Source organism: Kitasatospora sp. NPDC048545, from assembly GCF_040651155.1.
Classification (GTDB): domain Bacteria; phylum Actinomycetota; class Actinomycetes; order Streptomycetales; family Streptomycetaceae; genus Kitasatospora.
The window spans coordinates 18364-38986 of sequence record NZ_JBEZIQ010000041.1; the positions used below are offsets into that span (position 1 = coordinate 18364).

The following is a 20623-nucleotide window of genomic DNA, read 5'->3' on the forward strand; positions in this document are numbered from 1 at the left end:
CAGACTCCGACGATGTTACCCGAGGTAACACCCCGGTCGGCCGCACACGTCTTCGGAGGCAAGCACCCATGAGCAGCACGTTCTCGCTGGACCCGGGCGCGGACCAGCTCGCCGTACGCGACTGGCTGCACGGCTTCGCCGCCGACGTGATGCGCCCGGCCGCGGCCGAGTGGGACGAGCGCGAGGAGACCCCCTGGCCGATCATCCAGGAGGCCGCCAAACTGGGCATCTACTCGCTCGACTTCTACGCCCAGCAGTACTTCGACCCCTCCGGCGTCGGCATCCCGATCGCCATGGAGGAGCTGTTCTGGGGCGACGCCGGCATCGGGCTGTCCATCGTCGGCACCACGCTGGCCGCCGTCGCGGTGCTCGCCAACGGCACCGACGAACAGATCGGCACCTGGACCCCGCAGATGTTCGGCACCCCCGACGACCTCAAGGTGGCCGCGTTCTGCTCCTCCGAGCCGGACGCCGGCTCCGACGTCTCCGCGCTGCGCACCCGGGCCGTGTACGACCAGGCCAAGGACGAGTGGGTGCTCAATGGCACCAAGACCTGGGCCACCAACGGCGGGATCGCCGCCGTCCACGTCGTGGTCGCCACCGTCGACCCGGAGCTCGGCGCCAAGGGACAGGCCTCCTTCGTCGTCCCGCCCGGCACGCCCGGACTGACCCAGGGCCAGAAGTTCAAGAAGCACGGCATCCGGGCCTCGCACACCGCCGAGGTGGTGCTGGACGGCGTCCGGGTGCCCGGCAGCTGCCTGCTCGGCGGCAAGGAGAAGCTGGACGAGCGGCTGGCCCGGGCCCGCGAGGGCGTCAAGCGCCCGGGCGGCAAGGGCAACGCGGCGATGGCCACCTTCGAGGCCTCCCGCCCCGCCGTCGGCGCGCAGGCGATCGGCATCGCCCGGGCCGCGTACGAGGTGGCGCTGGACTACGCGAAGACGCGCGAGCAGTTCGGCCGTCCGATCATCGACAACCAGGGCGTGGCCTTCCAGCTCGCCGACATGAAGACCCGGATCGACGCGGCCCGGCTGCTGGTGTGGCGGGCGTCCTGGATGGCGGTCACCAACCAGCCGTTCACCGCGGCCGAGGGCTCGATGTCCAAGCTGTACGCGGGCGAGACGGCCAAGTACGTCACCGCGCAGGCGATGCAGATCCTCGGCGGCAACGGCTTCACCCGGGAGTACCCGGTGGAGCGGATGCACCGGGACAGCGCGATCTACTCGATCTTCGAGGGGACCAGCGAGATCCAGCGGCTGGTGATCGCCCGGGCGATCTCGGGGGTGCCGATCCGCTGAGCGGCGCACCGGTCGTTCCGTTGGGCGGCGCACCGGCCGTTCCGCGCCGAACCCTTGGGGGCCCGGGGCGGAACGGCCTTCGGCCGGACAGGACCTGGGAGTCCGATGAGGATTTTGGAAACGCGCCAGGCTTGCACCAGTTCGACCCGATTGACATTTACTGGCAATCCGGAGTGAATCGGGCATCCGGAGCACGATCTTCAGGACACTCCTAGCGGGCGGCCCAGAAGGCGAGCCCGGCGGTGAGCGCGCCCACCACCGCGCCGACGACCGTCTGGGCGACGGTGTGGTCCCGCAGCACCACCCGGGACCACCCGACGAGCGGGACCAGCGGGGAGAGCAGCAGCCAGAGCGGGCCGAGCGCGACGGCCAGGCAGACCACCGCGCCGGCGGTCACCGCGGTGTGCACCGAGACCTTCCACCAGGCGGTGATCACCAGGATCGGGATCAGTGAGGCGAACATCGCCAGCACCAGGGCGGTCAGGTCGGCCGGGGCGTCCAGCCGGATCATCACCGCGAAGCTGAGCAGCACCGAACCCATGATGAGCGGAAGGACGGTCAGCCGGCGTTGCCGGTGGCCGACGTGACGGTCCTCCACCGTGCCCTTGCGGACGCCGCGCCGGATGAACACGGTGGGGATGACGGCCGCGAACAGGGCCGCGAAGGCCGCCCAGCCGATGCCCGGCCAGCCGTAGCGCAGGCCGCCCAGCAGCGGGAGCAGGGCGATGATCACGTTCTTCGGCTCGACGCCGTCGGTGATGCGGCGGGCCCAGATCGTCCGGGGGCCGGGGGTGGTCGGGGCCTCGGTCGTCATCGGGGTGTCGCTCCGGAATCGGGAGAAGTGGTCGGGTGGTGTGGCCGGGCGGAGGGCCGGGCGGAGCGGTCGGGTGGCGGTTCGACGCCGGCCGGACGATCGTACGGGTGCCGCCCCGTCTCCGGGCCGGCGGTCCCGGGTCCCCGGCCGGCAGGACGGCCGCTGCCGGGAACGGGCTGCTCAGAAGAGCGCCGGGCGGCCCTCCAGGAAGGCGGCGAGGCCCTCGTGGACGTCCGGGGCTTCGCGGGAACGGCGCTCCCAGGGGGCCAGTGCCTCGGCTGCCCGCTCGGGCGGGACGGCCAGGGCGGCCTTCACGGCGCCGATGGTCTGCGGCGAACGCTGGGTCAGCACGCGGGCGAAGTCCAGCGCGGCGGCGTCCAGTTCGGCGTCCGGCAGGACGCGCTCCGCGAGGCCCAGCGGCAGGGCGTCCCGGCCCGCCACCAACTCGCCGGAGAACAGCAGGTACTTGGCGCGGGCGGGGCCGACCAGCCGGGCCAGCCGCAGGGTCGGCACTGCCGGGTAGACCACCCCGAGCTTGGCCGGGGTGATGCCCAGCCGGGCGTCCTCGGCGACGAACCGCAGGTCGCAGGCGACGGCCAGCTGGCAGCCGCCGCCCACGCAGGCGCCGTGCACCACCGCGATCGTCGGGTGCGGGAACGCCGCCAGCGCCTCCTCGGCGGCGACGTTGACCGCGTGGTAGGCGTCCGCGCGCTTCGGGTCGCCGTACACCTCGGCGAGTTCGCCGATGTCCGCGCCCGCGCTGAAGGTGTTGCCGGCGCCGGTCAGCAGCAGGGCGCGCACGTCCGTGCGGGCCGCGAGCTGCTCCAGCGCCTCGGGCAGCGCCGCCCAGATCGCCAGCGTCACCGCGTTGCGGCGGTGCGGGCGGGCGAACTCCAGCACCGCGACGCCGTCCTCGCCGACGTACGCGTGGAGGCCCTCCGCCTGGGCGGGCAGGGCGGAGCGGTCCCGTGTGAGCAGCGGCTGGTCCATGCGCACCTCCGGTCGGTCGTGGTGCGCCCACTCTCTCAGGCGGTGCCGGCGCCGTAGTCCCCGAGGCCCCGTTCGACCATGGCGAAGGCGCGGTGGGCCGCGTCGAGCGCGGCGGGCAGGGCGTCCTCGGCGCGCTCGCCGGTCAGCATCCGGCGCTGGTTGTCGGCGGTCAGGGTCAGCTGGGCCGCCAGCAGTTGGGCGGCGGCGACCTTGGCGGTGAACTCGTCGTGGTCCGGGTCCTGCGCGAGCAGTTCGGCGGCCAGCAGGGTCTGGGACTTCCGGTCGAAGCCAGCGGTGGCGCGCACGAGCAGGGTCGGGGTCTGGTGGATCACCCGGACCACGTCGAGGACGACCCGGTCGTCGGACAGGCCGGTCGAGGGGTCGAACACCGCCAGCGCGGCGAGGTAGTGCGCGCGCAGCGCCTGCACTGCGGAGCTGCCCGGGGCGCGTTCGCGCACCACCCGGGCCGGCTCGTCGATGTGCTGCTCCATCGGGCCCATGACCAGGTCTTCCTTGGTGGGGAAGTAGTTGAAGACGGTCATCTTGGACACGTCGGCGGCGGCTGCGATCTCGGCCACTGACACCTGGTCGAAGCCCCGTTCGGCGAACAGCGTGACGGCGGTGCGCCAGAGCCGGATGCCGGTCTGGATCTTCTTGCGCTCACGCAGGGGGAGCGCGTCGAGGTCGAAGCCGTGATCGAGGCCGCGTTCGAAGCCGGAGGGGGATGCCATGGGGTGACTGTACCAGGATCAAGGATTGACCAAGATTATCAATATGCCTGGATGAAATGTGTCCAGGGCTTAAGAATTGACCCGGTCCAAAAATGGTGTCAGGGTGGTGCCGTTCCGCCGGGCCGACCCGGTCCGGACCGAACTCCACCGACCCTGGGGGGACCTGACGATGGCACCGACCACCCTGATGACACCGGCCCGGCGCGGGCTGGGCATGCTGATCTGCCTGGTCACGATCGTGCTGGCGGTGCTCGACATGAACATCGTGTCGGCGGCCAGCGTGCCGATCGTCCGCGAGCTCGACCCCGTCCACGGCGTCGACCGATTGCCCTGGCTGGTCAGCGCCTTCGCCCTGGCCGCCACCGCACTGCTGCCGCTGTACGGCAAGCTCTGCGACCTGTACGGAGCCAAGCGCGTACTGCTCGGTTCGGTCGGCGCCTTCCTGCTCGGCTCGGCGCTCTGCGGGGCCGCCCAGAGCATGGAGCAGCTGATCGCCTTCCGGGCCGTCCAGGGCATCGGCGGCGGCGGACTGATGAGCGTCACCATGGTGGTGATGGCCCACCTCAGGGACCCGGAGCAGGAGGGCGGCGGCAAGAGCGGGGCGGCGGGCGGCATCGTCGCCGGCCTCGGCATGGCCGTCGGCCCGCTGATCGGGGCGCTGTTCACCGATCACCTCAGCTGGCGCTGGATCTTCTACGTCAACCTGCCGCTCGGCCTGCTGGTCCTGGTCGGCGCCGCCCTGGTGCTCAAGCTGCCGGCGTCGGCCGGCCGGGGCAGCCTGGACTTCCTCGGCGCGGCCCTCGCCGCGGCCTTCACCACCGGGCTGCTGCTGATCACCGAGTGGGGCGGCAAGGACCACGCCTGGACCTCCCCGGTGATCCTCGGGCTCGGCGCCGCGACCCTGGCCGCCGTCGTGCTCTTCCTGTGGCGTCAGGCCACCGCCGCGGAACCGGTGCTGCCGCTGTCGCTGTTCCGGATCCGTGCGGTGCGGCTGGGCTTCGCGATCCAGGGCCTGGTCGGGGTGGCCATGACCGGCTCGATCGTCTACGTGATGATCTACCTGCAGATCGCCCGCGGCGTCGAGCCGACCGCGGCGAGCCTCTACCTGATCCCGATGGCGGCCGGGATGACCGCGGTCGGCCTGCTGGTCGGCAGGCTGACCGCCCGCGGCCACGTGCCGCGGACCTTCCTGGTGGCCGGGGCCGGCCTCGCGGCGCTCGCCCTGGCACTGCTCGGCCTCACCGGGCCGACCACCCCGCTGTGGGTGGTGCTGGCCGAACTCGCCCTGCTGGGCTGCGGGCTGGGCCAGCTGATCGGCCAGCTGGTCATGCTGGTGCAGGGGGCCGCACCCGCCCACCAGCTCGGCGTCGCGACCACCGGGGTGCGCTTCTTCCAGACCCTCGGCAGCGCGCTCGGCGCGACGCTGTTCGGCACCGTGCTGACCCGGGTCTACCAGGCGGGCGAGCCCGGACGGACGCTCGGCGCGCTCCGCACGCTCACCGGCGCCGCCCGTGAGCACGCTCTGGTCGGTTTCACGGACGCGGTGGACGTGGTGTTCCTTTCAGCCGGCGGGCTGCTGGCGGTGGCCATGCTGCTGGCGCTGCGGCTGCGGTCGGCCGGGAGCGCGGGCGGCGCGTCGGAGACCGAGCGCTCCGAAGGGGAGCGGCCGGTGCTCGCGGCCTGAAGGGCCTGAAGGGCCTGAACGGCCGGGGAGCGGGGCGGCGGCGGCCCGAGCGGTCGTCAGGGCTCGGAGCGACGAGGGGCCCGGTGGACTGCGGGGAAGTCCACCGGGCCGTCGCCGTGTGCCAGGTCCAGGCCCGGGCGGTGCCGGGGGCTCAGGCCCGGGCGGACCACTCGTGGGCCAGGATCGCCCAGATCTCCTTGTCGAGGCGGACGCCGTTGTGCAGGTACCACTCGCGCAGCACGCCGTCCCGCTTCATACCGACCCGCTCGGCGACGGCGCGGCTGCGGGCGTTGACCGAGGTGCACCACCACTCGGCGCGGTGCAGGCCGCGGGTGACGAAGGCGTAGTCGAGCAGCTTCCGGACGGCGGCGGTGATGAGCCCGCCGCCCTCGCCGGCCGGCTCGGTCCAGGCGCCGATCTCGCAGACGCCGGACGTGGTGTCGAAGCCGACGAACATCACGCCGCCGACCAGGGTGCCGTCCCGCCAGATGCCGAAGATCCGCTTCTGGTCGGCGGCCTGGCCGTCGGCGTAGCGCTGCAGGGTGGCGCGGGCCGATTCCGGGTCGGTGGAGAAGGTGGCCCACGGGATCCACGGGTCGGTGTGGGCGCGGGCCCGGTCGATGTGGGCCAGGAACTCCGGGGCCTGCCACGGCTCCAGCGGGCGCAGTTCGGCGGTGTCGGTGAGCGGTACGGCAAACACGGGCGGGCCTTTCACGGGTGGTGCGCGGCTGGTCGGAATCATTCATAACAAACGTTTGGTATGTACGATAGCCCCCATGACACCGGCCCGTGGAGACCATGACGCCCGCCGCTCGGACGTGTCCGAGGGGGTGTGGCGGGTGCTTTCCGCCCGGGGCTTCGAGGGACTGACCCTGCGCGCGGTGGCCGCCGAGCTGGGTGCCTCCACCGGACTGTTGACGCACTACTTCCCGAACAAGCGGGCACTGCTGCGGCACGCCCTGGAGGAGCTGGACCGGCGCTCGGGCGAACGGCCCCGGCGCACCGCGCCCGCCGACGGCAGCCCGCCGCCGCCCGCCGGACTGCCCCGGCTGCGGGCGGCGCTGCTGGACGTGCTGCCGCTGGACGAGGACGCCGCGGCGGGCAACCGGATCTGGGTCGGCTCCTGGGACCACGCCCTGGCCGATCCGGAACTGACGGACGCCCACGGGGGCCGCTACGCCCGCTCGCGGGTGGCGCTCACGGAGCTCGTCGCGGACGCCCAGCGGCTCGGGGAGCTCCCGGCGGGGGCCGATCCGGCCGAAGTCGCCGCCGGGGCGCAGGCCTTCGTGCTCGGGCTGGTGGTGCAGGCGCTGTTCGCCCCGGAGGAGTTCCCGCCGTCGCGGCAGATCGCCCTGCTGGACGCCCATCTGGCGGGGCTGGCGGGCTGACCGGTCGTCGGCGGGCCGGCGGAATGCTCCCGGGTGGGGGATTCGCCCGGGATTTCCGCCGTTCGCGGAGCCTGGCGGGATTGTCCGGGCCGGGCGATTGCCATCGGGGCGATTCCAGGAGCGGCGCGGCAATGGCGGCCGGGGGTTTCCGCAGCGGGCATGACACGGATTGTCACGGGTTATGCGCGGTGGGTGCCGGACATTACCGGGCGGACCCGGCCGGCTACGCATGGTCGCGAATGGCGTGGCGGCCTGCGGGAATTGCAGGGTGGTGCCCCCAGCAGGATTCGAACCTGCGACCTACCGCTTAGAAGGCGGGTGCTCTATCCGCTGAGCTATGGGGGCGGGACGGGCGACACCCTCGGTGGGCGTGACCGTGGCCGGGACCGGGCGGCTAGCGCCTGGGCGCGCGCTGTCCGCCCCGTGCCCGAGGGGTGGGGGTGGGGGTCGGTGGGCCCTCGCCCTGTCGGGGACAGGATAAGGGTGTCCAGTTCCTCGGCCGGGTGTGACGACACCGTCGCTGGTGTGTCGGTTTGGTGGAGCGGTCCGATAATCGCAGGTGAACGCCGTGAGTGCAGCGGTCTGGGAGTCTTCGGCGCCGGACGTTGTGCACTCGTTACGGGGCTGCCTCCTCACCCGTTATGGATTCGACACGGAGAATGTGCCGCCGGCGGCGAGGGTGGGGGGCGGTAATCGCGGCCGCACCGGTCGGATGACGTGCGCGGACGGTCGTCGGCGGGCGTTCCGGCGCGCGTCGGCCCCCGGCGTCGATCAGCGGGTTTGTTGTCATGGCCGCGAAGAGACGGGGGCGAAGCGCCCCCCGGAGGCTGAAATTCACCCCTGCGAGTGACAACTGTTCCACAGGGCCGAGTTATCCACAGGATTTAGGAAGTCACTGGCCCGAATTTCTCCCGAGGTGCACGCTCCGGATGCACCGGTCGATTCCGTACGGTGCATCGGCGAGAACGGAGAGTGCGCTGTGAACGAGATGCATGTGACGGTGCTCGGCAATGTCGCGACGGAGGTGAGCTATGCGGAAACCTCCGGCGGGGTGCCGACGGCCACCTTCCGGATCGGCTGCACCGAGCGGCGGTACGACCGGCAGCGCCAGTGCTGGGTGGACGGTGGGACGCAGTGGGTGACGGTGACGGCCCGGCGGGCGCTGGCGGTGAACCTGATCGGCTCGCTGGCCAAGGGTGATCCGGTGCTGGTGAGTGGTCGGCTGAGAGTGCGGGAGTGGGTGGACGGGGAGGCGAGGCGCAGCCGGGCGGAGATCGACGCCCGATCGGTCGGACACGACCTCACCCGTGGTACCTCGGCGTTCCGTTGGGCGGCCGGGGTGCGCGGGGAGCCGGCGGTAGGTGCGAGGTCGGCCGGGGCGGACGCCGGGGCGGAGCCCGGAGCCGAGGTGGTGCCGGAGTGGATCGTGAGCGCACTGGAGGCGCGCAGGGCGGCCGCGGCGGCGCCGGCGGTGACGGTGGGGGTCGCTCCGGGGTCCGGCCCGCGGGCGTTGCCGCCGGGCCTGCGGTCGGTGACGGGTGGGCAGGAGGAGGTGTCCGAGGGGGATCGGGAAGGTGTCGGGCCGGATGCGCCGAACTGACGGGTCGGTGACCTTCCCTGTCGACAAATATGTTGATCGAGAAGGTCGTTGTGCCCGCACGGGCAATCCCGGCGGATAACGGAAAGTGGCCGGAGATTTTCTGGTCGACCGTCAGCTTGTGTGGAATCTGGGGGGATTGATAACGATCCAGATACGGAATCGTCCTGATTTCGCATGGGGGTTTCGGGACCTCTGGGGGTCAATAGGATTCGTCTGGTTCATACCCGCAGCAGTGCCACAGGGGGCACGCGCGGCACGGCAAGTCGGCGGGCTGCCCTTCGGAGCGGCCCGGCCCGGAGGGATCCCAGATGTTCAAGAGGCAGGGGCGGAGTCTGTCCCGGATAACCACTGTCATGCTCACGACCAGCGTGGCGTTGGGCGGAGGCCTGTTCGTCGCCGGTGCGGCAGTCGCGGCGGACACCCCGGGTTCGGGCGTGACCGCAGTGGTGCAGCCCACGATGCTCGGCGAGAAGATCGACGTCGACGGTGAGGGCACGGTCGACGGCGGCCTGTTCACCCTCAAGACCGCCGACGGCGAGCTGCAGACCTACTGCATCGACTTCGGCTTCCCGGTCGACATCCGGAAGAAGATTCAGTACCAGGAGTCCGACTGGGCCTCCAGCTCCCTCGGCGACAAGAACAAGGTCGAGGCCGCCGCCAAGATCCGTTGGATCCTGGAGAACTCGTACCCGCAGGTCAAGGACCTCACGGCGCTCGCCAAGGCCGCCGGTGCGGGCAGCCTGACCCCCGAGGACGCCGCCGCGGGCACCCAGGCCGCGATCTGGAAGTACTCGGACAACAAGAACGCCACCCCGCGCAGCCCCGAAGCCAAGAAGCTCCGGGACTACCTGACCGGCGCCGCCAACAAGGGCATCGCCGCCGAGCCCAAGCCCTCGCTGAGCCTCAGCCCGGACTCGGTCTCCGGCAAGTCCGGCGCCAAGCTCGGCCCGTTCACCCTCAACTCCAGCGCCTCCGAGGTGAAGCTGGCCGTCAGCGGCGACGCCGCCGACAAGGTCAAGCTGCTGGACAAGGACAACAAGCCGGTCGGCGGCTCGGTCGCCGGTCCGATCGCCAAGGACACCCAGCTGTTCCTGGACGTGCCGGCCGGCACCCCGGACGGCTCGGTCACGGTGAACGCCAGCGCCTCCACCGTGGTCCCCAGCGGCCGTGTCTTCCTCAGCAAGGGCTACACCCGTGAGGACCACAGCCAGACCATGATCCTGGCCGGCTCCACCAAGCTGAACGTCGCGGACGCGGCCAAAGCCACCTGGAAGCAGGGCAAGGGCGCGCTGATCGACAGCACCGCCAAGGTCGAGTGCGCCAACAACGGCGTGCGCGTCTCCGTCACCAACGGTGGCGACGAGGCCGGTACCGTCACGGTCGGCAAGCAGCAGGTGACCGTCCAGCCGGGCAAGACCGAGAGCGTGCTCGTCAAGGTCGCCGAGAAGACCGGTTACAAGATCACCGTCTCCGGCCCGAACGGCTACACCCGCGACTTCGAGGGCGTCCTGGACTGCCAGACCGGCACGGGCACCCCGACCGGCACGCCGACCGGCACCCCGTCGGGCACCCCGGCTCCGACCGGCACCCCCTCGGGCACCCCGAGCACCGGCGCCGGCCACCCGTCCCCGGCTCCGACCAGCACCGCCCCGGGCACCGGTGGCCTGGCCCAGACCGGTGCCAATGACTCGACCCCGATCCTCGCCGCCGTCGCCGGTGGCCTGGTCGTGGCCGGTGGCGCCGCAGTCTTCGTCCTGCGTCGCCGCGGCCGCCACGGTCGCACCACCGCCTGACCCGGCTCTGCGGGCCCCGGGGGCGCTGACCCTCTGAAGCCCTGACGCAGAGCCCGGCCCGGCCCCCCGCAATCGCTGCGGGGGGCCGGGCCTCTGCGTTTCACGGGGCCGGGTTTCCGCGTTCCGCGGGCTCCGACCTCCGTGATCGCCCGGGACCGGGCCCGGGCGTTCGAGGGGGAGGCGGCCGGCGCGGGCCCCGGCACGCGCCGGCGGGGCCGGGGATACCCCGGAGGGGCACCACGGCGGTTCGGGACCCGCGGCCGGGTGCGGCACAATGGAACGCTGAAACCCGAATTACTCCCGACGACGCCGGAGCGATCTCACGTGGCGGAATACATCTACACGATGCGCAAGGTGCGCAAGGCTCACGGAGACAAGGTCATCCTTGACGACGTGACGCTCAGCTTCCTCCCCGGAGCGAAGATCGGCGTCGTGGGCCCCAACGGCGCCGGTAAGTCCACCGTGCTGAAGATGATGGCCGGCCTGGAGCAGCCCTCCAACGGCGACGCCTTCCTCTCGCCCGGCTTCACCGTCGGCATGCTGCTCCAGGAGCCGCCGCTCGACGAGTCCAAGACCGTTCTGGAGAACGTCGAGGACGGCGTCAAGGAGATCAAGGGGAAGCTCAACCGCTTCAACGAGATCGCCGAGCTGATGGCGACCGACTACTCGGACGCGCTGCTGGACGAGATGGGCAAGCTCCAGGAGGACCTGGACCACGCCGAGGCCTGGGACCTGGACGCCCAGCTGGAGCAGGCCATGGACGCCCTGGGCTGCCCGCCCGGCGACTGGCCGGTCACCAAGCTCTCCGGTGGCGAGAAGCGCCGCGTCGCGCTCTGCAAGCTGCTGCTGGAGGCCCCCGACCTGCTGCTGCTCGACGAGCCCACCAACCACCTGGACGCCGAGTCGGTGAACTGGCTGGAGCAGCACCTGGAGAAGTACAAGGGCACCGTCGTCGCCGTCACCCACGACCGGTACTTCCTGGACAACGTCGCCGAGTGGATCCTCGAGCTCGACCGCGGCCGCGCCTACCCGTACGAGGGCAACTACTCGACCTACCTGGAGACCAAGCAGTCGCGTCTCAAGGTCGAGGGGCAGAAGGACGCGAAGCGCGCCAAGCGCCTCAAGGAAGAGCTGGAGTGGGTCCGCTCCAACGCCAAGGGCCGCCAGGCGAAGTCCAAGGCGCGTCTGGCCCGCTACGAGGAGATGGCGGCCGAGGCCGACAAGATGCGGAAGCTGGACTTCGAGGAGATCCAGATCCCGCCGGGCCCGCGTCTGGGCAGCGTCGTCATCGAGGTCGAGAACCTCAACAAGGCCTTCGGCGAGAAGGTCCTGATCGACGACCTCAGCTTCACCCTGCCGCGCAACGGCATCGTCGGCATCATCGGCCCGAACGGCGCCGGCAAGACCACCCTGTTCAAGATGCTCCAGGACATGGAGACCCCGGACAGCGGCACGGTCAAGGTCGGCGAGACGGTCAAGATCAGCTACGTCGACCAGTCCCGCTCCAACATCGACCCGAAGAAGACCCTCTGGGAGGTCGTCTCCGACGGTCTGGACTGGATCAACGTCGGCCAGGTCGAGATGCCGTCCCGCGCCTACGTGTCGGCCTTCGGCTTCAAGGGCCCGGACCAGCAGAAGCCGGCCGGTGTGCTCTCCGGCGGTGAGCGCAACCGCCTGAACCTGGCGCTCACCCTCAAGCAGGGCGGCAACCTGCTGCTCCTCGACGAGCCCACCAACGACCTCGACGTCGAGACGCTCTCCTCGCTGGAGAACGCCCTGCTGGAGTTCCCCGGCTGCGCCGTGGTCATCTCCCACGACCGTTGGTTCCTGGACCGGGTGGCCACCCACATCCTCGCCTACGAGGGCGAGAGCAAGTGGTTCTGGTTCGAGGGCAACTTCGAGTCCTACGAGAAGAACAAGATCGAGCGGCTCGGCGCCGACGCCGCCCGTCCGCACCGGGCCACGTACAAGAAGCTGACCCGAGGCTGACACCCAGCTGTCACGACGGCCCGGCAGACTGCCCTCCGGGGCGGCCTGCCGGGCCGCGGCCCATCGCCACCGTCCGTCGTCCGCGAGGAGACGGCGGCGGCGGGCGACCGGAACCGAGGAGAACACCCGTGGCTCGCCACATCTACGCCTGCCCGCTGCGCTGGTCCGACATGGACGCCTTCGGGCACGTCAACAACGTGGTCTTCCTGCGTTACCTGGAGGAGGCCCGGATCGACTTCATGTTCACCCAGGCCGCCGCGGCCGGCGCCGGGGAGTTCGCGGGCGGTTCGGTGGTGGCGCGCCACGAGATCGACTACAAGCGCCCGCTGGTGCACCGGCCGGAGCCGGTCACCGTCGAGACCTGGGTGACGAAGATCGGTGGCGCCGCGCTGACCGTCTCGTACGAGGTCAAGGACGTCGCGGAGGACGGCACCGAGACCGTGTACGTCCGGGCGTCCACCGTGGTCGTGCCCTACGACCTGGCCGAGGGCCGGCCGCGCCGGATCTCGCCCGTGGAGCGGGAGTTCCTCGGCCGTTTCATGGAGGAGCCCGCCGAGGCGAGGACCGCCGCGGTGCCCGCCGCGGCGAAGGCCGCCGCCGTGCCCGCCGCCGTCTGACCGCCGCTGCCACCGTCGCCGACCGACCGCCACGTGATGATTCGAGCTGAGCTGCGTTGACCGTCACCGCCCGCCTCGCCCTGACCGACGCCGGGGAGGCCGCCGACCTCTCCGCCTTCCTGCTGCGCCTGCTGCGCTTCGACAAGGCGGCCGCGGTGCGCCTGCAGGCGGTGGGGCCGGGCGGCGGGGACGGTGTGCTGGCGGTCTTCGGGCGGCTGCCGCTGGGCGGTTCGGGCGCGCTGGCGATCCGGACCGCGCGGCTGGGCGGCCTCGACGAGGCGGTGGACCTGACCGTCTCGGCGGGCCGACTGCTGGACGGCGTGGACGACGAGGAGGGCACCGTCGCGCTGCCCGCGCCGGTGACCGGCCCGGCCTGGGCCGGACTGCTGCCGCCGCGCACCGGCTGGCGCCCGGCCGGGGCCCCGCCGGCGGCCGAGGTGTACCCGGAACTCATGGCCGGGGTGCGGGAGTTCCGCGAGCGCAGCGAGGCCGTGCCGGCGCACCACCGGACCCGTGCGGTGCTGGACGCGCTGGCCGACGAGATCTGGTCCCGGCCGGTGTCCGTGCTGCCGGAGCTGCCGCTGCGGGCGGTGCACGCCGCGCACGTGATGGGCTTCCTGAAGCCCGGTGCCCCGCTCTCCGTGCACCGGGCGGGGGGCTGGCTGCGGCTGAGCGCCCCGGCGGGCTCGGTGGCGGTGCGCACCGTGGCCGCGCCGGGCGCGGGGCTGGGGCTCAGCCCGGTCGGGTAGCACGTCCGGTCCGGCAGCACGCCCGATCGGCCGACGCGGCCGGGGCCGGCAGGATCCGCGGACGGCAGGATCCAGGGCGGGCAGGATCCGCGGACGGCAGGATCCGGGGCCGGTGCGGCCCGGGAGGGCCGCCGCTCCGCTCAGCCCTCGGTGTTGATCATCGAGGAGGCGGCGTACGTCAGGTAGTCCAGCAACTGCCGCTCGTGGTCGGCCTCCAGCTCCAGGCCCGCGACGGCCGCCCGCATGTGCTTCAGCCAGGCGTCGTGGGCCGCGCGGTCGACCTTGAACGGCGCGTGCCGCATCCGCAGCCGGGGGTGGCCCCGCCGGTCACTGTAGGTGCGCGGGCCGCCCCAGTACTGCATCAGGAACAGCGCCATGCGCTCCTCGGCCGGGCCGAGGTCGTCCTCGGGGTACATCGGCCGCAGCAGTTCGTCCTCGGCGATGCCCTCGTAGAACAGGTGGGCCAGACGTCGGAAGGTCGGCTCACCGCCGACCTGGTCGAAGAAGGTCTCCTCGCTCAACGTGCCCCGCCGGATCTCTCTCACCCGACCATGGTCGCAGACGCCGACGGGGTCGTACACCAGGACCAAGGGCGCGGGTCCGGAGGCGTACGACCCCGTCGGGATCGACCGTCGGTGCGGGACCGTCAGACGTCCTCCCACTTGAACAGCTTCCAGGCGACCCCGGTCAGCGCCGCCGCGAAGAGCAGCAGGCCGCCCATGGTCGGCAGGGCGTCCATGACGCCGCCGCCGCGGGTCAGCACCGACTGGGCGGACTCGACCAGGTAGTGCAGCGGCATGACCTTGGAGACGGTCTGCAGCCAGCCCGGGGCGCCGTCCAGCGGGAAGAACGAGCCGGACAGGAAGGACATCGGCAGCACGATGACCTGGGAGATGCCGTTGGCGGCCTCCTCGGTCTTGGCGACCGAGCCGGCCAGCAGGCCGATCGACATGAAGGCGAGCGTCGCGCAGGCCACCAGCGGGATGATCAGCCACCAGTCGCCGGAGAGCTTGAGCCCGAAGAAGCTCGTGGCGACGACCAGGAAGACGGCGCTCTGCAGGAGCGCGGTCAGCAACGAGACCACGATCCGGGAGCTGACCACCGTTCCCGCGTTGATCGGGGCCAGTCGCAGCCGGCGCAGCACCTTGGTCTTGCGCCAGTTGACCAGCGTCAGCGCGGCGCCGAACACCGCGCCGGTGGCGACGGCCCAGCCGAGCAGGCCGGGGGTGAGGAACTGGATCGGCTTGAGCGACTTGTCCTCGACCTGCTGGGCGTCCAGCACGTAGGCCGGCGGCTGGCCGGTGGCCGCCTGGTTGGCGCTCTGGACCACCGAGTTGAGGATGCCCTGGAGCGCGCCGGCGCGGACCGTGTCGGCGGCGCTGTAGCGCAGCTCGACCTTGCCGTCCGGGCCCTGCGTGATCATCGCGTCGAAGTCGCCCTTGCGGACCTTCTCCAGCGTGGCCGCCTCGTCATCGGTCCTGGTGATGGTGAGGACCTCGTTCAGCCCGGACCGGGCGTCGCCCTGCATCGAGTCGAACAGCTTCACCGCGCCGATCTGCGCCACCTTGGCGTGCGGGCTGCCGGCGCCCTTGGTCACGGTGCCGAAGAAGACCAGGAACACCAGCGGGAAGAGCAGGATGAAGAAGGTCGCGGTGCGGTCGCGCTTCATGCCGAGCAGCATCGCGCGGGACAGGCTCCAGAACGCGCTGACCCGCTCCCGCTCGCCGGTGGCGCCGGCCGGACCGCCCCGCTGGGCGGGGACCTTCGGCTCGGTGGGGGTGGTGGCGGTCATGCGCGGAACTCCCGTCCGGTCAGCTGGAGGAAGACGTCCTCCAGGGTGGCGCCGCGCACTTCGAGGCCGCGCAGCGCGTTCTGCTCGGCCAGGACGCTGAGCACCGGGCCCGGAAGGCGGGTGGAGACGGAGAGCGAGACGGTGTCGTCCTCCAGGGTGGCGATGTCGGCGCCGCCCGCGGTCAGCAGCTCGCGGGCCCGGTCGACCGGCAGCTGGCCGGAGGCCACGCTGATCCGGACGGTGTCGTCGATCTCGCGGATCAGCGCCGCCGGGGCGCCGGTGTGCAGGATCTTCCCGTGGTCCATGATCGAGACCCGGTCGCAGAGCACCTCGGCCTCGTCCAGGTAGTGCGTGGTGAGCACGACCGTGCGGCCCTCGGCGTTGATGTCGCGCAGGAGGTCCCAGAGGTTGCGCCGGGCCTGCGGGTCCAGACCGGTGGTGGGCTCGTCCAGGAAGACGAGCTCAGGGTCGTGGGCGAGCGCGCAGGCGATCGACAGGCGCTGGGCCTGGCCGCCGGACATCTGGTCGGTCAGGGCCTCGGACTTGTCGGCGAGACCGACCCGCTCCAGCATCGCGTCGGCCCGCTTGGGGCCGACCCCGTAGAACGACGCGAAGGTGCGGATGGTCTCCCGGGCCGTCAGTTTCCGGAAGAAGGCGGAGGCTTGGAACTGCACGCCGATTCGCGGCAGCAGCTTCGGATTGCGCGGCCAGGGAGCCATCCCCAGCAGCTCGACCCGGCCCTCGTCCGGTTTCCGGACGCCTTCCAGGATCTCCATGGTGGTGGTCTTCCCGGCGCCGTTGGGGCCCAGGATCCCGTAGAACTCGCCGGCCTCGACGGTGAGGGACACCCCGTCGACGGCCTGCACATCCCCGTACCGCTGACGGATGCCGTCGGCGGATATAGCTGCAGTCATGTGCCCTGAGAATAGGGGTTCCGGGGCGTCCTGTGCACGCCGTGGACCGGGATTTGGGGATCCTTTGAGGAACCGGGAAGAAAGGCCGGGCCGGGCGAAATGTTGAATTCCGCCCGGCCCGGCCGGAGTTGTCGCTGACGCACGCTCAGGGATGTGTCAGGCGCGGTGCACCGTGATGGTCGTCCAGGCGCCGATGTGGATCCGGTCGCCGTCGTTCAGCGGCACCGCGGTGTGCGGGGCGACCGGCTCCGCGCCGCCGTTCATGGTGGTGCCGTTGGTCGAGTCCTGGTCCACCAGCACCCAGCTGCCGTCCGCCTGCTCGGCGAGCAGCGCGTGCTGGTGCGAGGCGCCCGGGTCCTCCGGGGGAACGGACAGGTCGATCTCCGGCACGGTGCCCCGGTGCTGGCTGCGCCGGCCGATCCGCAGCTGGCCGCGGCCGGTCAGCGGGATGCGGCGCTCGGGGCAGTACGGCGGGAAGAACAGGCCGGCCGCCTCGGGGCCGCTGCGGGCCATCATGTCGGTGAAGTAGTCCCGGTCGGCCGCGACCACGGCGATCCAGGTGGTCCGTACCGGCTCGGCCGGGGCGGCCTCGTGCTGGGGGTGCTGCGGCTGCGGCGGGGCGAGGTGGAAGGACGTGCCGAAGTCGCCGCCGCGGTTGTTCGGGCCGGGGCCGGCCGGCTGGGCGTACACCGGGCCGGAGTCCTCGCGGACCGGGGCCTCGGGGAACGCGGCCTCCGGCGCGGTCCCCTGCTGCCCGCCGACGGGCGGGTGGCCGTAGGTGTGCGGCTGCACCGGGGCCTGCGACTGCTGCGGGACGGGCGGGGCGACGGCCTGCCGGCCGGGGGCCTGCTCGTGCGACGCCTGCTCGTGCGGTGCCTGGCCGTACGGGGACTGCGGCTGCTGCGGGGCGCCGCCGTACGCCGCCGGGATGTTCAGCGGGGGCGGCTGGGCCGGGCCGGGCGCGGGCGCGCCGGCGGCCGGGGCCTGGCGGTGCGAGGGCGTGGAGAGCTCGTAGTCGTAGCCGCACTCCTCGCAGAACCGGCCGGTCTGCGGGCTGCGGCAGATCGGGCAGACGGTCAGGCCCTCGGTGAGGCCCTGCGCCGCCGCGTGGCCGGCGGGCGGGTAGGCCCCGGGCGGCGGGTAGGCGCCGGGGGGAGGGTAGGCGCCCGGCGGGGGCGTCGGGCCCGCGGGCGGGAAGGGAGCGGGCGGCGGCGGGGGCACGGCCCCGGGCGGCGCGGTCGGGGGAACCGGCGGCGGGCCGTACGACGCACCGCCGTGCTCCGGGTGCCCGGCGGGTGCGCCGGGCGCGCCCGGGTAGCCCCCGTGGGCGCCCGGTGCCGGGGCCGGCGGGGTCATCGGGAAGCCGCAGAAGTCGCACCAGTCCTCGGCCTGCGACTCGTGGCCCCTCGGGCAGATCGGCATCAGGTCCCCCTCGTTTCGGGCCGGCTCGGTGCGGCGCCGCGCCGGGGTGCCGGCCCGGTCACGTCTTCAGCGGTCACTTCTTCACACGTACCGTCTTGGTGGACCGGGTCTCGAGGGTCATCGAGTCGGCCTCGCTCACGTTCTTACGGAACCGAACCGTACCCTCCTTCGGGTCCACCACGTCCACCACCTTCTGCAGCAGCTTGAACGTGCCTTCGTTCCCGGTCGCGTGCGCGATCCGGACGGCGGCGCCCAGCTTGGCAGTGGCGCGGTCGACGTCGCCGGCGCGGTGGGCCTCCAGGCCCTCCTGGATGGAGGAGGCGAGCTCGGCCTGCCCGGTGTAGTGGGCGACCTGCGGGCTGATCCGGGTGGAGGAGGCCAGGTCGTCGGTCCAGACCGCCTTGACCAGGCCCTGGCTGAGCACCTCGGGGGTGCCGCTGCCGACCTGCGGGGGCAGCACCAGGCTGATCCGGGCGGCGAGCATCTCGCTGCCGATCACGGCGGCCGGGACCTGCACGCAGACGTGGTAGTCGCGGCTCTCGTCGCCCCAGGAGCCGGTGGGGTAGTCGCCGGCCCGGGGCCCGGCCTCGGTTCGGCGGGCGGTCAGGTCCTCGACGGCGGGGGCGACCTGCTTGACGAACTTCACGGTGGCGTTGGCCGGGGTCCAGATCCGCAGCGCGACGTCGGCGACCTGCTTGCCCATCGCGCCGGCCATCATCGAGCGGAAGTCCTCGGCGAGGCCGGAGGGCTCGGCGACGATGTCGACGGTGCCGAGCAGTGCCGAGGAGATCGTGCGCAGTTCGTCGATCCGCCAGTCGGTGCCCACGCCTCGGCAGTCGGCGGTGAAGTGGCCGGTGACCCGTTCGATGGTGCGGGCCAGGTCCTCCGCCGACTCGTGCTCGTTGTTGCCGTCGGTGAGCAGGATGGTGTGCCGGATGGCGATGTCGCGGCGGGTCAGGAAGAGCTTGTCGGCCTTGGCCAGCCAGGTGCCCATCGCGGTGCCGCCGGCCGCGGTGAGGCGGCGCAGCGACTCCTTGGCCTGCTCGCGGGTGGCGGCGGAGGCGGTGGCGAGGGTGCCGTCGCCGGGGTAGATGTCGCGGGCCTCGTGGGTGCCGGCGACCACGGCGAAGGCGGTGCCGTCGCGCAGCGCGTCGATGGCGGCGGCGGTGGCCTCCCGGGCGCCGTTGATCTTGCTCTTGGGGTAGTCCATCGACCCCGAGCAGTCCACCAGGACCACCACGGCGGTGGCCGCCTCGGCCCCGGCCGGCCCGGCGTCGGCGATCCCGAGCGGGCGGCCGCCGGAGGTGCCTCCGCCGGTCGAGGTGACGGTGACGATGGCGTTGACCTCGCGGGCGCCGTCGGCCAGGTACTCGTTCTGGAAGATCTCCACGTCGAACCTGGGCAGGTTCGGCTTCGCCAGTGTTGCCATGGGGCGGTCGGCTCCCGTCGGGTGAGGGGGTGGATGCGATCAGGACGCGGGGCGGTCCGCCGGCCGGGCCGGCGGACCGTGGCGCCGTGCCGGCGGTCGGACGGCGGGTCAGGCCGTCGGCGGGTGCGGCGGCAGCGGCGGGACGGGCGGCGCGGCGGGCGGTGCCGGCGGGACCGCCGGCGGTGCGGGCGGTACCGGCGGTGCCGGGGGCAGCGGGGCGGCGGGGGAGCCGATCACCGGGATGTCCGGCAGGGTCGGGTCGTGGTCCTCGTCGTCCTCCGGGACCGGGCGCGCGGCCGGCCCCGGGCGCTCCAGCACCGGCAGGTCCAGCGCCGTGGGGGTCGGGTCGGCCTCCTCGACGGGCACGGCGGGCGGGTCGATCGGCAGCACCGCGACGGTGATGTTGTCGTGGCCGCCGGCGGCGACCGCGAACTTCACCAGGGTCTGGGCCGTCGCCAGCGGTTCGGCGCGGGCGTCCGGGCGCACGTAGTAGGCCAGGTCGGTGGCCGCCTCGGCGTAGTTCCACAGCCCGTCGGTGCAGATCAGCACCACGCCGGGGACGTGCGGGGTGAAGTCGAGGGTGTGCGGCACGACCTCCTCGGCGTCGGCGCCGAGCCAGCCGGTGATCGCGTGCGCGCGCGGGTCGGCGTAGGCCTCGGCCTCGCTCATCAGCCCGGCCTCGACCATCCGGGCCGCCCAGGAGTCGTCCTGGGTGAGCCGGAAGGGCTCGGCGGCGGCGCGGTCGTCCGGGATCCAGTACGCGCGGGTGTCGCCGACCCAGCCGATGGTGACCCGGCTGCCCACCGCTATCGCGCTGACGAAGGTGCAGGCGGGCGCGTTGAGGTCGGGCCGGGTGGGGCCGGCGCCGTCGGTCGCCAGGTCGGCGACGGCCTTGGCGGCGTCGGCGACGGCCGAACGCATCGCCTCGTTCGGGTCCCGGCCGGCCTCCAGCGAGGTCAGCAGCGACTCGGAGGCGGCGTCGACGGCGGTCGCCGAGGCCTCGTCCGGGCGGTCGGAGGAGGAGACGCCGTCGCACACCACGGCGACCACGACCGGTTCGCCGCCGGGCAGCGAGCTCGCGGCGACGGTGAAGCTGTCCTCGTTGCGGTGGTGGCGCACGCCGCGGTCGCTGACCCCGGCGACGCCCGCGAGCGCCTTCTCCATGTGGTCGCGCGGGCGCGGCTGGGCGCCGCCGCAGCCCTCGCAGTAGCCGTCCGCGGTGACCTGCGGCTGCCCGCAGTGCACGCAGACCGGTCCGCGTTGCTGCGGTACGGCCTCACCCCGGGCGGCGGCCCAGCCCGCGGGCATCGCGCCCGGGGCGGCCCGGCCGTCCCGACCGGCCCCGCAGGAGCCGCAGTAGGCGTCCTCACGGTCCATCGGCTCGGAACAGCTCGGGCACTCGGTCTGCTGCGGCAT

Annotated in this window: 18 protein-coding genes and 1 tRNA gene; 8 read left to right on the forward strand and 11 right to left on the reverse strand. The window is 72.6% G+C overall.

Annotation, left to right across the window (positions count from 1 at the left end; genetic code table 11):
* Positions 1-68: 68 nt before the first annotated feature.
* Complete coding sequence (locus AB0D10_RS31555) at positions 69-1295, forward strand: acyl-CoA dehydrogenase family protein (protein WP_360262373.1); 1227 nt, start codon at positions 69-71, stop codon at positions 1293-1295.
* A gap of 211 nt (positions 1296-1506) precedes the next feature.
* Here AB0D10_RS31555 and AB0D10_RS31560 read toward each other — a convergent pair whose 3' ends face one another.
* The 3 genes from AB0D10_RS31560 to AB0D10_RS31570 form a co-directional block, all read right to left on the reverse strand.
* A complete protein-coding gene (locus tag AB0D10_RS31560; protein WP_360262374.1) occupies positions 1507-2109 on the reverse strand; it encodes a hypothetical protein in 603 nt (200 codons plus the stop codon).
* Between the two features lie 180 nt (positions 2110-2289).
* Complete coding sequence (locus tag AB0D10_RS31565; protein WP_360262375.1) at positions 2290-3099, reverse strand: enoyl-CoA hydratase/isomerase family protein; 810 nt, start codon at positions 3097-3099, stop codon at positions 2290-2292.
* A gap of 35 nt (positions 3100-3134) precedes the next feature.
* Complete coding sequence (locus AB0D10_RS31570; protein WP_360262376.1) at positions 3135-3830, reverse strand: TetR family transcriptional regulator; 696 nt, start codon at positions 3828-3830, stop codon at positions 3135-3137.
* A gap of 169 nt (positions 3831-3999) precedes the next feature.
* Between AB0D10_RS31570 and AB0D10_RS31575 the strand changes: the two genes are divergently transcribed.
* Positions 4000-5514 (forward strand): MFS transporter, encoded by a 1515-nt coding sequence (locus tag AB0D10_RS31575; RefSeq protein ID WP_360262377.1) that lies wholly within the window; start codon positions 4000-4002, stop codon positions 5512-5514.
* Between the two features lie 151 nt (positions 5515-5665).
* Here AB0D10_RS31575 and AB0D10_RS31580 read toward each other — a convergent pair whose 3' ends face one another.
* Positions 5666-6214: a GNAT family protein gene (locus tag AB0D10_RS31580; RefSeq protein ID WP_360262378.1), complete on the reverse strand. Its 549-nt coding sequence runs from the start codon at positions 6212-6214 to the stop codon at positions 5666-5668.
* 76 nt (positions 6215-6290) lie between these two features.
* Between AB0D10_RS31580 and AB0D10_RS31585 the strand changes: the two genes are divergently transcribed.
* Positions 6291-6902: a TetR/AcrR family transcriptional regulator gene (locus tag AB0D10_RS31585; RefSeq protein WP_360262379.1), complete on the forward strand. Its 612-nt coding sequence runs from the start codon at positions 6291-6293 to the stop codon at positions 6900-6902.
* Positions 6903-7171: 269 nt separating this feature from the next.
* Here the strand turns inward: AB0D10_RS31585 and AB0D10_RS31590 are convergent.
* Positions 7172-7247: transfer RNA gene (locus AB0D10_RS31590), tRNA-Arg, on the reverse strand.
* 643 nt (positions 7248-7890) lie between these two features.
* Between AB0D10_RS31590 and AB0D10_RS31595 the strand changes: the two genes are divergently transcribed.
* From AB0D10_RS31595 to AB0D10_RS31615, 5 genes are all read left to right on the forward strand, one after another.
* A complete protein-coding gene (locus AB0D10_RS31595) occupies positions 7891-8502 on the forward strand; it encodes a single-stranded DNA-binding protein (RefSeq protein WP_360262429.1) in 612 nt (203 codons plus the stop codon).
* Between the two features lie 353 nt (positions 8503-8855).
* The gene (locus AB0D10_RS31600; protein ID WP_360262380.1) at positions 8856-10295 is read left to right on the forward strand and encodes a Cys-Gln thioester bond-forming surface protein; all 1440 of its coding nucleotides are present in this window, start codon (positions 8856-8858) and stop codon (positions 10293-10295) included.
* Positions 10296-10619: 324 nt separating this feature from the next.
* On the forward strand, positions 10620-12284 hold the full coding sequence (gene ettA, locus AB0D10_RS31605; RefSeq protein WP_360262381.1) for an energy-dependent translational throttle protein EttA: 1665 nt from the start codon (positions 10620-10622) through the stop codon (positions 12282-12284).
* A 128-nt stretch (positions 12285-12412) separates the two neighbouring features.
* Positions 12413-12901: a thioesterase family protein gene (locus AB0D10_RS31610; RefSeq protein WP_360262382.1), complete on the forward strand. Its 489-nt coding sequence runs from the start codon at positions 12413-12415 to the stop codon at positions 12899-12901.
* A 56-nt stretch (positions 12902-12957) separates the two neighbouring features.
* The gene (locus AB0D10_RS31615; RefSeq protein ID WP_360262383.1) at positions 12958-13650 is read left to right on the forward strand and encodes a hypothetical protein; all 693 of its coding nucleotides are present in this window, start codon (positions 12958-12960) and stop codon (positions 13648-13650) included.
* A 140-nt stretch (positions 13651-13790) separates the two neighbouring features.
* Here the strand turns inward: AB0D10_RS31615 and AB0D10_RS31620 are convergent, their stop codons facing one another.
* From AB0D10_RS31620 to AB0D10_RS31645, 6 genes are all read right to left on the reverse strand, one after another.
* Positions 13791-14195: a globin gene (locus AB0D10_RS31620; protein ID WP_360262384.1), complete on the reverse strand. Its 405-nt coding sequence runs from the start codon at positions 14193-14195 to the stop codon at positions 13791-13793.
* 101 nt (positions 14196-14296) lie between these two features.
* A complete protein-coding gene (locus tag AB0D10_RS31625) occupies positions 14297-15442 on the reverse strand; it encodes an ABC transporter permease (protein WP_360262385.1) in 1146 nt (381 codons plus the stop codon).
* The gene (locus AB0D10_RS31630; RefSeq protein WP_360262386.1) at positions 15439-16356 is read right to left on the reverse strand and encodes an ABC transporter ATP-binding protein; all 918 of its coding nucleotides are present in this window, start codon (positions 16354-16356) and stop codon (positions 15439-15441) included. Before AB0D10_RS31630 ends, AB0D10_RS31625 begins: the two co-directional genes overlap by 4 nt.
* Before the next feature lie 156 nt (positions 16357-16512).
* Entirely contained in the window at positions 16513-17778 is a 1266-nt protein-coding gene (locus AB0D10_RS31635) for an FHA domain-containing protein (protein WP_360262387.1), read from the reverse strand.
* 73 nt (positions 17779-17851) lie between these two features.
* On the reverse strand, positions 17852-19207 hold the full coding sequence (locus AB0D10_RS31640) for a VWA domain-containing protein (protein WP_360262388.1): 1356 nt from the start codon (positions 19205-19207) through the stop codon (positions 17852-17854).
* Between the two features lie 108 nt (positions 19208-19315).
* Positions 19316-20623, reverse strand: a complete 1308-nt coding sequence (locus AB0D10_RS31645) for a PP2C family serine/threonine-protein phosphatase (protein ID WP_360262389.1) — start codon at positions 20621-20623, stop codon at positions 19316-19318.